The 10,663-nt window shown below is 74.4% G+C and carries 9 protein-coding genes, 1 pseudogene and 1 riboswitch; of the genes and pseudogenes, 8 read left to right on the top strand and 2 right to left on the bottom strand.

Features of this window, described 5'->3' with window-relative positions; genetic code table 11:
- The 7 genes from JZ5iCDA_RS12360 to JZ5iCDA_RS12330 all read left to right on the top strand — a co-directional run.
- Positions 1 to 319: ACT domain-containing protein (locus JZ5iCDA_RS12360; protein ID WP_216093440.1), on the top strand; the 319-nt coding region annotated here is incomplete at its 5' end.
- 175 nt (positions 320 to 494) lie between these two features.
- Entirely contained in the window at positions 495 to 1,358 is an 864-nt protein-coding gene (locus JZ5iCDA_RS12355) for a formate/nitrite transporter family protein (protein ID WP_069387450.1), read from the top strand.
- Between the two features lie 113 nt (positions 1,359 to 1,471).
- Positions 1,472 to 1,573, top strand: a riboswitch (glycine riboswitch).
- Between the two features lie 134 nt (positions 1,574 to 1,707).
- Positions 1,708 to 4,866 carry an aminomethyl-transferring glycine dehydrogenase subunit GcvPB gene (gene gcvPB / locus JZ5iCDA_RS12350; protein WP_083259973.1) on the top strand — a complete coding sequence of 1,053 codons (3,159 nt, stop codon included), beginning with the start codon at positions 1,708 to 1,710 and terminating at the stop codon, positions 4,864 to 4,866.
- 37 nt (positions 4,867 to 4,903) lie between these two features.
- Positions 4,904 to 6,118, top strand: a complete 1,215-nt coding sequence (gene gcvT, locus JZ5iCDA_RS12345) for a glycine cleavage system aminomethyltransferase GcvT (RefSeq protein WP_069387448.1) — start codon at positions 4,904 to 4,906, stop codon at positions 6,116 to 6,118.
- Between the two features lie 48 nt (positions 6,119 to 6,166).
- Entirely contained in the window at positions 6,167 to 6,544 is a 378-nt protein-coding gene (gcvH, locus tag JZ5iCDA_RS12340; protein WP_069387447.1) for a glycine cleavage system protein GcvH, read from the top strand.
- Positions 6,545 to 6,958: 414 nt separating this feature from the next.
- Positions 6,959 to 7,219, top strand: coding sequence for a helix-turn-helix domain-containing protein (locus JZ5iCDA_RS12335; protein ID WP_083259972.1), 261 nt, complete (start codon positions 6,959 to 6,961; stop codon positions 7,217 to 7,219).
- Between the two features lie 61 nt (positions 7,220 to 7,280).
- Positions 7,281 to 7,709: a (deoxy)nucleoside triphosphate pyrophosphohydrolase gene (locus JZ5iCDA_RS12330; protein ID WP_069387446.1), complete on the top strand. Its 429-nt coding sequence runs from the start codon at positions 7,281 to 7,283 to the stop codon at positions 7,707 to 7,709.
- Here the strand turns inward: JZ5iCDA_RS12330 and JZ5iCDA_RS12325 are convergent.
- Positions 7,678 to 8,265: an AAA family ATPase gene (locus JZ5iCDA_RS12325; protein WP_253182075.1), complete on the bottom strand. Its 588-nt coding sequence runs from the start codon at positions 8,263 to 8,265 to the stop codon at positions 7,678 to 7,680. The genes JZ5iCDA_RS12330 and JZ5iCDA_RS12325 overlap by 32 nt on opposite strands.
- A gap of 137 nt (positions 8,266 to 8,402) precedes the next feature.
- Between JZ5iCDA_RS12325 and JZ5iCDA_RS12320 the strand changes: the two genes are divergently transcribed.
- Complete coding sequence (locus tag JZ5iCDA_RS12320; RefSeq protein ID WP_083259971.1) at positions 8,403 to 10,220, top strand: lipase family protein; 1,818 nt, start codon at positions 8,403 to 8,405, stop codon at positions 10,218 to 10,220.
- A gap of 126 nt (positions 10,221 to 10,346) precedes the next feature.
- Here the strand turns inward: JZ5iCDA_RS12320 and JZ5iCDA_RS12315 are convergent.
- Positions 10,347 to 10,663: pseudogene (locus JZ5iCDA_RS12315) on the bottom strand (ATP-dependent Clp protease ATP-binding subunit ClpX); the annotation flags it as partial.

The following is a 10,663-nucleotide window of genomic DNA, read 5'->3' as shown; positions in this document are numbered from 1 at the left end:
GGACCGGGGCGCCGGGGCGGAGCCCGCGCCGCCGGGCACCCGGGGCGTGCCGAGCACGGACGGCGCGGCGCCGGGCGAGCGTGCCTGGGTCGCGACGGTCCACGGCCTCGACCAGCCCGGCACGCTCACCGCGCTCACGGGCGTGTTCTCCACGCGCGGCGTCAGCTTCGACTCGCTCGCCACCACCCCGGCCGACGACGGCGGGCGCGTCGGGCGCATCGACGTCAGCTTCCGCGCGACCGAGCGCCGGACGCGCGCGCTCGAGCGCGCGGTGGGCCGCCTGGCCACGGTGCGGTCCGTCGTCGTGCGCGAGGCCTGACCGCACCACGCCGACGTCTCGCGCCGCCCGATCTCACAGCGCGGCGACGGCGGCTGAGCGCAGAACGTAACGCGGCCGGGCGCACGGGGACACGCCGGGGAAACGGCGGCCGCCTAGCGTCGGCGACGCCGCACCGCGGCAGGCCACCGACGACCTCTCCCCCGGAGCCGCGCCCATGTCCTACGTCAAGCCCGCCGAGCTCGTCCCGACGATCGTCGACGCCGGCGCCAGCAAGGTCCTGCTGTCCACGCGCGACACCCTCGTCCGGTCCACGATGGGCGGGGCGATCCTCGCGATCGCCGCCGCGTTCGCCGTGACGGTCACCGTCACCACGGGTCACGCGCTCCTCGGCGCGGTCCTGTTCCCCGTCGGCTTCATCCTGCTGTACCTGCTCGGCTACGACCTGCTCACCGGCATGTTCGTGCTCGGCCCGCTCGCGTGGCTCGACAAGCGGCCCGGCGTCACGCTGCGCGCGGTACTGCGCAACTGGGGCCTGGTGCTCGTCGGCAACTTCCTCGGCGCGTTCGCCGTCGCGGTGATGATGGCGATCGTCGTGACGTACGGCTTCGACACCCCGCCGAACGAGGTCGGCCAGGCCATCGGGCACATCGGCGAGGGACGCACCGTCGGGTACGCCGAGCACGGCGCCGCAGGCATGCTCACGCTGTTCGTGCGCGGGATGCTGTGCAACTGGATGGTGTCGCTCGGCGTCATCGGCGCGATGATCGCGAAGGACGTCCCCGGCAAGGCGATCGTCATGTGGATGCCGATCATGCTCTTCTTCTTCATGGGCTTCGAGCACTCGATCGTCAACCTGTTCCTGTTCCCCTCGGGCCTGCTGCTCGGCGGGGAGTTCACGATCATGGACTACCTCGTCTGGAACGAGATCCCGACGGTCGTCGGCAACCTCGTGGGCGGGCTCCTGCTCACCGGGCTCCCCCTCTACCTCACGCACGGCCGGCCGAAGGCGCGCCGGTCCGCGCAGGCGCCCGTCGACGTCGTGGACGCGCCCCGCGAGCTCGTCGGGGACCGGGCCTGACGACGCCCCGGAGGCCCGGCGCGACCGGGCCGGGCCGCCGGTAGGATGGCCGCACAACTTCACGCTTCACCGGTGGTCCGCCCGTCCTCGCACGGGCGGACCACCGTGCCGCCCGAACCACGACGGGAGAGCTCGCCCCGGTCCACGACCGGGGCGGCGCCGAAGGAGCAAGTCCTCCCCGGGAATCTCTCAGGCCCACGTACCGTCGCGGCGAGGCAACTCTGGAAAGCGGTCGTGCCGGTGCCCCTGGGGTGTCCGGGGCGGCCCACCGACGGTGCAAGCCGGCGCGCCCCGGCCCTCGTGAGGGCATGGCGGACCGGCAAAACTCTCAGGTCGACGCGTGCGTCCGATGACAGAGCGGGGAGGGACCCGCCGTCGTCCCCCGCCACCGGAGGTCCCCGTGACCCAGTCGTTCGACCCTGCCGCCCCGCACGCCGCCGCCACCGGGGCGTTCGCGCCGCGCCACGTCGGCCCCCGCGGCCGCGAGATCCAGGTCATGCTCGACCAGCTCGGCCACGACTCGCTCGACGCGCTCGTCGACGCCGCGGTCCCGGCCTCGATCCGCACGGACCGCCCGCTCGACCTGCCGGCGGCGCGCACCGAGACCGAGGTGCTCGACCACCTGCGCGGGCTCGCGGCGAAGAACGTCGTGAAGACGCAGATGATCGGCCTCGGCTACTACGGGACCGTCACTCCTCCGGTGATCCGCCGCAACGTCCTCGAGTCCCCCGCCTGGTACACGGCGTACACGCCGTACCAGCCGGAGATCTCCCAGGGCCGCCTCGAGGCGCTGCTCAACTTCCAGCAGGTCGTCGAGGACCTCACCGGTCTCGACGTCGCGAACGCCTCGCTCCTCGACGAGGCCACGGCCGTCGCCGAGGCGGTCGCACTGATGTGGCGCGCGTCCCGCGCGAAGTCCGGGTACGTCGTGGTCGACGCCGACCTGTTCCCCCAGACGCTCGCCGTCACCCTGGGCCGCGCGCGGGCCGTCGGCCTGCCGGTCGTCGTCGCCGACCTGTCGGGCGGGCTCGCCGCCGGGCTGGACGAGGTGCGCGCAGCGGGCGGCTTCCCCGCGGACGTGGCGGACGACGCGGCGCTCGTGGGCGTCGTCGTGCAGCAGTGCGGGGCGTCCGGCCGGGTCGTGGACTGGGCGCCGGTCGTCGCCGAGGCGAAGGAGGCGGGCGCGCTCGTCACGGTCGCGGCGGACCTGCTCGCGCTGACCCTCCTCGCCTCGCCCGCCGAGCTGGGCGCGGACGTGTCGGTCGGCTCGGCGCAGCGCTTCGGCGTGCCGCTGTTCTACGGCGGCCCGCACGCGGCGTTCATGGCGGTCCGCAAGGGCCTCGAGCGCTCGCTGCCGGGCCGCCTGGTCGGCGTCTCGGTCGACGCGGACGGCGACACGGCCTACCGCCTCGCCCTGCAGACGCGCGAGCAGCACATCCGCCGCGAGAAGGCGACGAGCAACATCTGCACGGCGCAGGCCCTGCTCGCGATCGTCGCGTCGATGTACGCGGTCTACCACGGCCCGGACGGCCTGCGCGCGATCGCCGAGCGCACCCACGCCCACGCCACCACGCTCGCGGACGCCCTCCGCGCGGGCGGCGTCGAGGTCGAGCACGACGTCTTCTTCGACACGGTCCGCACCGCCGTCCCCGGCCGCGCCACGGCCGTCGTCGAGGCCGCCGCAGCAGCGGGAATTAACCTGTACAACCCGGACGCCGACCACGTACAGATCGCCTGCGACGAGACCACCAGCCCCGCCACCCTCGCCCGGGTGCTGAAGGTGTTCGGCGTTGAGACGCCCACCGACCCGGCCGCGGCGGCCGGTGAGACGGCTGACGAGGCGGGCGAGACGACTGACGAGGCGGGGGAGGCGGCGTCGGATGCGAAGGGCGTAGAAGCCGCGCGGACGAACGGACGGCCGACGGCGGAAGGTGACGGCGCGGCCAGCCCGAGCACCGAGGTCGCTTCCCCCACCGCCCCGAGCGCGCACGCGGACCTCCCGACGTGGGCGACCCGCACGACGCCGTACCTCCAGCACCCCGTCTTCCACCTGCACCGCTCCGAGACCGCCATGCTGCGCTACCTGCGTCGCCTGTCGGACAAGGACCTGGCGCTGGACCGCACGATGATCCCGCTGGGTTCGTGCACGATGAAGCTCAACGCGACGGCGGAGATGGAGGCGATCTCCTGGCCGGGGTTCGCGGACCTGCACCCGTTCGTGCCGGCGGAGCAGGCGCAGGGGTACGCGGAGCTGATCGAGGGCCTGGAGTCGGCGCTGGCGGAGATCACGGGCTACGCGGGCGTGTCGGTCCAGCCGAACGCGGGGTCGCAGGGCGAGTTGGCCGGCCTGCTGGCGATCCGGAAGTTCCACGTCTCGCGGGGTGACGAGGGCCGGGACGTGTGCCTGATCCCGGCGTCGGCGCACGGGACGAACGCGGCGTCGGCGGCGTTGGCGGGTCTGACGGTGGAAGTCGTGGCGACGGCGCCGAACGGCGAGATCCTGCTGGACGACCTGCGCGCGAAGCTGGCGGACCACGGCCCGCGGGTCGCGGCGATCATGATCACGTACCCGTCGACGCACGGCGTGTACGAGGAGCACGTGCGCGAGGTGTGCGACCTTGTACACGAGGCTGGCGGCCAGGTGTACATCGACGGAGCCAACCTCAACGCGCTCGTCGGGCTCGCGCGCCCGGGGGAGTTCGGCGGCGACGTCTCGCACCTGAACCTGCACAAGACGTTCTGCATCCCGCACGGCGGGGGAGGGCCCGGCGTCGGGCCGGTCGCCGTCGCGGAGCACCTCGTGCCGTTCCTGCCGGGCGACCCGCTCGCGGCGTCGCCGACGGCGACGCCGGTGTCGGCGACCCGCTACGGCTCGGCGGGCATCCTGCCGATCTCGTACGCGTACGTGGCGCTCATGGGGCCGGACGGTCTGATGGAGGCGACGAAGGTCGCCGTGCTGGCGGCCAACTACGTCGCGTCACGGCTCCAGCACCACTTCCCGGTCCTGTACACCGGCCCGAACGGTCTCGTGGCGCACGAGTGCATCCTCGACCTGCGGCGGATCACGGCGGAGACCGGCGTGACGGCCGAGGACGTGGCGAAGCGGCTCATGGACTACGGCTTCCACGCGCCGACGCTGTCGTTCCCCGTCGCCGGCACGCTCATGGTGGAGCCGACCGAGAGCGAGGACCTCGCGGAGCTCGACCGCTTCGTCGACGCGCTCGTCGCGATCCGCGGTGAGATCGACGCCGTCGCCTCGGGCCGCTGGGCGGTGGAGGAGTCGCCGCTGCGCGGCGCGCCGCACACCGCCGCCGCGCTCACGGCGGACGCGTGGGACAAGCCGTACTCGCGCGAGCTCGCGGCCTACCCGGTCGCGAGCCTGCGCGCGGCGAAGTACTGGCCGCCCGTGCGGCGCATCGACGGCGCGCGGGGCGACCGGAACCTCGTGTGCTCGTGCCCCCCGATCGAGTCCTACGTGTCCGCGCCCCAGGCCGCCCCGCTGTCCTGAGCCGCCGACACGCCGACCTGTCCAGAGAGGACCTCGTATGACGACCGATCCCCCCGCCTCGGACGCGTCGCGCGACCGGCTCAGCCCGCTGCACGACGAGCACGTCGCGCTGGGCGCGCACCTGACGAGCTTCGGCGGCTGGCAGATGCCGTTGCGGTACACGTCCGACCTCGCCGAGCACCGCGCGGTGCGCGAGGCCGCGGGCCTGTTCGACCTCTCGCACATGGGCGAGATCGAGGTCGCGGGCCCGGGTGCGGCCGCGGCGCTGGACCACGCGCTCGTCGGGCACCTGTCCGCGGTCGCGCTGGGCCGGGCCCGGTACACGATGCTGTGCGCCGAGGACGGCTCGGTCCTCGACGACCTCGTCGTGTACCGCCTCGACGAGGAGCGGTTCCTCGTCGTCGCGAACGCGGGCAACGCCGGCCTGGTGGCGCGCGAGCTGGTCGAGCGGGCGGCGGGCTTCGACGCCGTCGTCACGGACCGGGGGAGCGAGACGGCGCTCGTCGCCGTCCAGGGGCCGCTCGCCGAGGAGATCGTCGCGGGGCTCGTCGAGGCCGGCGACGACGCGACAGGGGCGGGGGGCCGCGTACAGGTCGTGCGCGACCTGAAGTACTACGCCGCAGCACCGGTGACGCTGGCCGTCGAGGACGGCGCGGTCGAGGCGCTCGTGGCCCGTACCGGGTACACGGGGGAGGACGGCTTCGAGCTGTTCGTCCCGGCCGACCGGGCCCGCGCGCTGTGGCGCACCGTCCTCGAGGCGGGGCGCCCGCACGGCCTCGTGCCCGCCGGCCTGTCGGCGCGCGACTCGCTGCGCCTCGAGGCGGGCATGCCGCTGTACGGGCACGAGCTGGACACGACCACCACGCCGTACGAGGCCGGGCTGGGACGTGTTGTGAAGCTCGACAAGACCGCCGCGGACGGCTCGCCGCTGCCGTTCGTCGGGCGCGGCGCGCTCGCCGCGCGCCGGTCGTCCGCGCCGGCGCGCGTCCTCGTGGGGCTCAAGGGCCTGGGGCGGCGTCCGGCGCGCGCCGGCTACGCCGTGGTCGCGCCGGGCGGCGGGGGAGGGGCGCCGCAGGTCGGCACCGTGACGTCCGGAGCGCCGTCGCCCACTCTCGGCCACCCGATCGCCATGGCGTATGTGACGCCGGAGCTGTCCGCCGAGGGCACCGAGCTCGCCGTCGACGTCCGCGGCCGCGCGGAGCCCGTGGTGGTCGTCCCGCTCCCGTTCTACCGTCGTCCTCAGCGTCCCTGAGTCCCTGTCCACCCCCGTCCGGCGCCAGCCCACCGAAGGAGCCTTCGCATGACCGACGCCCAGTTCCCCGCCGACCTGCAGTACACCGCCGAGCACGAGTGGGTCGACGGGTCCGACCCGGCCGTGGTCGGCATCACCGCGACCGCTGCCGAGGCGCTCGGCGACATCGTCTACCTCGAGCTGCCCGAGGTCGGTGCGGACGTCACCGCGGGCAGCGTGATCGGGGAGGTGGAGTCCACCAAGTCGGTGTCCGAGCTCTTCTCGCCGGTGACGGGCACGGTCGTCGAGGTGAACCAGGCGGCGATCGACGACCCGGCCGTCGTGAACTCCGACCCGTACACCGACGGCTGGCTCTTCAAGGTGGACGTCGCCTCGACCGGGGACCTGCTCTCCGCCGAGCAGTACGCCGCGCTCGTCGCGGAGTGAGCATGGAGCCGGCGACGGCGCGCGCACCGTGGCGCGCGCCGTCGCCGACGTGTCTCCCGGGCCGCTGAGCCCCGCGCGACGCCGTCCCCGCACGGTCTCCCTCGCGCCCGCCACTCCCCGTGCGGGAGACCTCCATCGCGCAAAGTGTGACGGAGATCACACTGCTTCGGTCGTCATTCCCGTGCCATCGGGCCGCCTCCGGCGACTTTCGAGGTGCGCCGCGGGACTGATCCGCGCGCCGCTGACCTGGGCAAACGCGTCATGACGGCGCACAACGGACAGGATCGCGCGCCGTCGCGAAGGTCGTGACGCGAAGTCGCGTCATGAATCTCACCCACTCCCTTCTCTTCCAGTAGCACCAACCGGATCTCGCCACGAGGGGATGACGTGACCGGAGAGCATCAGGAGGAGAACATGAGCACCATCGAGCTGGTCCGCCCTGCAGCGGTCCCCTTTCCGACGACGGCGGTCCCGACGCCGCTCGCCCCGCTGACCCGCCGTGAGCGCGTCGTCCTGTCGAATCTGTCCGAGGACGTGACCCTCGAGCAGATCGCCAGCAAGCTCTTCGTCACCCGCAACACCGTGAAGTCGCAGGTGCGGAGCCTCTACCGCAAGCTCGGGGTCTCGACGCGCGCCGAGGCCGTCGCCTGGGCACGCGCCGCCGGCATCCGCTGACACCCTCCGCCCGCCACGGGCAGCTCGTCGGCAGTGCGTGCCGACGTGCGAGACTCCGCGTATGACTCTGCGCAGACTCGTCGTGGCAGCGGCGATCGTGGACGACCTCGAGTCGCCGAGGCTGCTGCTCTCTGCGCGTCGCACGCGTCCGCTGCACCTGTCCGGACGGTGGGAGTTCCCCGGCGGGAAGGTCGACCCGGGCGAGACGCCCGAGGAGGCGCTGCACCGTGAGCTCCGCGAGGAGCTGGGGGTGCGCGTGGAGCTGGGTGCCGAGCTCGTCGGTCCCGAGCACGGGACCTGGGTGATCACGGACCGCCACGTCATGCGCCTGTGGTTCGCGCGCATCGTCGAGGGCGACCCGCAGCCGCTGGTCGAGCACGACGAGCTCACGTGGCTGGGGCCGGGGGAGTGGCTGGACGTGCCGTGGCTCGACGCCGACGTGCCGATCGTCGAGGAGCTCACGCGGCAGGTGGCGGCGGAAGCCGTCTGACCCACCGGTGCGTCTCCGCGCGGGAGCGCAGGCGCACCACGACGACGTGCGGGGCCTCGCGGGCCACGAGCTCGGGCAGGCCGCGGTACGCGTGGCGCTTCTCCCAGGCCCACCGGACGATGTTCTCCTCCGCGGGCTTGTGCAGGGTCCGCCAGATCGGCGGCTCGACGTTCCCGTTCCACAGCTCCTCGCGCGTGACGGAGCGGCGCAGCGTGCGCCACGTGACCTGACGCATCGTGACGTGCGTCGGGAGGTCGAGCCAGACGAGCACCTCCGCGCGCGCGAGCACGAGCGGCCGGGCCGCCCGGTACTGCCACTCCGTGACGAACGCGTCCTGCGCGACGAGGGCGCGCACGTCGTCGAGGAACTCCGGCCGCGGCACCCACCCGGGCCCGTGGTGGAGCGCGTCGAGCTCCGTGTGCGGGATGCCGACCCGCCCCGCGAGGCGCCGCGCGAGCGTCGTCTTCCCCGAGCCCGAGACGCCGGCCACCGCGACGCGCCGGGGCACGTGGCCGAGATGGGCGACGACGTCGTCGTCCGGTCCGAGAACGGTCACCGCGGAACCCTACGGCACTCCGCAGGCCGCCCCGCACCCGACGCCCGCCCGCCCGGCGCCGGAATTCACCCGCCGATCTGTCCGGTCCGCGACCGTCTCGACGCGCGCCCGCAGCACGCGGCCAGTACCTTCGCGGCGTGAGCCGGTTCGCCGACAGGTCGCGCGCCTGGTTGCGTGACGCCGACAGCCGCGTCCCTCCGGCCGTGCCCGTCGCCCTCGGTGTCGTCTGCACCGTCCTCGGTGCCTTCGTCGTGCTCCGGCCCTTCGCCTCGCTCGCGCTCCTCGTCGCCGTCGTGGTGGTCGGCGCGGTGGTGCTCGGCGTCGCGGAGCTGGTCGGCGAGTCCGGGCCGTCGCGCCCGGGGGACGTTCCGGCCGCCCGACGGCGCCGGTTCCGCGGGGCCCGCGGCGTCGCCTTCCTCGCGCTCGCCCTGGCCGTCCTCCTGTGGCCGGGGCCGTCGCTCGTCGTCGTGACCGTGCTCGTGGGCCTCGGGCTCGTCGTCGCCGGCGCGCTCGACGTCGGGGAGGGGCTGCTGGAGCGCGGTGCCGACCGGTGGGCGCCGGTGATGCTCGGGGCCGCGAGCGTCGTCCTGGGGCTCCTGGCGCTCGCGTGGCCCGACGTCACCGTGCTCGTCGTCGCGGTCGTCTTCGGTGCCCGCCTCGTCCTCCTCGGCGTCCGGCTCGTGGTCGGGGGACTTCGTCGCCGCAGCGCCGCGGCGGACGGGTTCACCGCCTCGGAGCGGCCTCGCACGGCTCGGCGCGGGCGCGGTGCGGTCGTCGGTGCCGCCGGCGCGCTGGTCCTCGTCGCGGCGCTCGCCGTCGTCAGCGCGGGCATCCAGCGCGGCGTCCCGCACCCCGACGCGTTCTACGACCCGCCCGCGTCCGTCCCCGACGAGCCCGGACGGCTGCTGCGCGCCGAGCCGTTCACCCGCGCCGTGCCGGACGGCGCCACGGCGTGGCGCATCCTCTACACAACGACCCGCGACGACGACGAGCCGGCGCTCGCCAGCGGGATCGTCGTCGTCCCCGACCTGCCCGACGACGCCGCGCCCCCGCCCGTGATCGCCTGGGCCCACGGGACCACGGGGTACGCGAGCGGCTGCGCGCCGTCGGTCCTCGACGAGCCGTTCGAGTCGGGGGCGTTCTTCGTGCTCGACGGCGTGCTCGCGCGCGGCTGGGCGCTCGTCGCGACCGACTACACCGGCCTGGGCACCGCGGGCCCGCACCCGTACCTCGTGGGGCAGGGGGAGGGGCGGTCGGTGCTCGACGCGGTCCGCGCCGCCCGTGACCTCGACGACCTGGCGCTCGACGACCGCACCGTCGTCTGGGGCCACTCACAGGGTGGGCACGCCGCCCTGTGGACGGGACAGCTCGCGCCGGACTACGCGCCCGACGTCCCGCTCGCGGGCGTCGCCGCGCTCGCGCCGGCAAGCGACCTGCCGGGCCTGGTCGGCGCGCTGGAGGGCGTCGAGGGCGGGAGCATCTTCGCGTCGTACGTGCTCGCGGCGTACGACGCCGCGTACCCGGACGCCGATCCCTACCAGCTCGTGCGCCCGGGCGGGCGGCTCGTCGTGCGCGAGATGGCGACCCGGTGCCTCGCGGAGCCCGGCGCGCTCGTCTCGGTCGCAGAGGCCCTCGCGATGGACCAGCCCCTGTGGACGGGCGACCCGACCGCCGGGGCCTTCGGAGACCGGCTCGCCGAGAACGTCCCGACGGGTGCGGTGCCGGCGCCGCTGCTGATCGCCCAGGGCAGCGCCGACCCGCTCGTCCTCCCGAGCGCGCAGGACGCGTACGTCGGCACGCGGTGCTCGGCCGGGCAGCCCGTGGACTACCGCCGGTACGACGGCCGCGACCACGTGGGGCTCGTGGAGGCCGACTCGCCGCTCGTGCCCGAGCTGCTGCGCTGGACGGAGGACCGGTTCGCGGGCGTGGCCCCGACGCCCACGTGCGTGACCTGAGCCGCCACGGCACGCCGGGTCGCATGGCCGCGACGTCCCCGGTCCTCGGCTGACCACCCGCGCGTCACCCCACCGCGACCGGACGCGACCCGGCACGTCTCCGCGCCAGAGCGGGACCCGGCAGGGTCAGGCGGACTTCTCCCGCGGTGCGCGGGCGCGTGAAGCGGCAGGGCTGGTGCGCGGCACCAGGGTCGGGTTGACGTTGTCCAGCACGACCTCGCGCGTGATCACGACCTTCTCCACGTCATCACGGGACGGGACGTCGAACATCACCTGCTGCAGCACCTCCTCCATGATCGCGCGCAACCCCCGGGCACCGGTCCCGCGCAGCAGCGCCTGCTCGGCCACCGCCTCGACCGCGGTCTCGGTGAACTCCAGCTCCACCCCGTCGATCGCGAACATCCGCTGGTACTGGCGCACCAGCGCGTTCTTGGGCTGGGTCA

Origin of the sequence: Cellulosimicrobium cellulans (assembly GCF_001722485.1) — a bacterium.
GTDB lineage: Bacteria > Actinomycetota > Actinomycetes > Actinomycetales > Cellulomonadaceae > Cellulosimicrobium > Cellulosimicrobium cellulans_A.
This window is presented reverse-complemented; position numbering and strand designations above follow the sequence as displayed.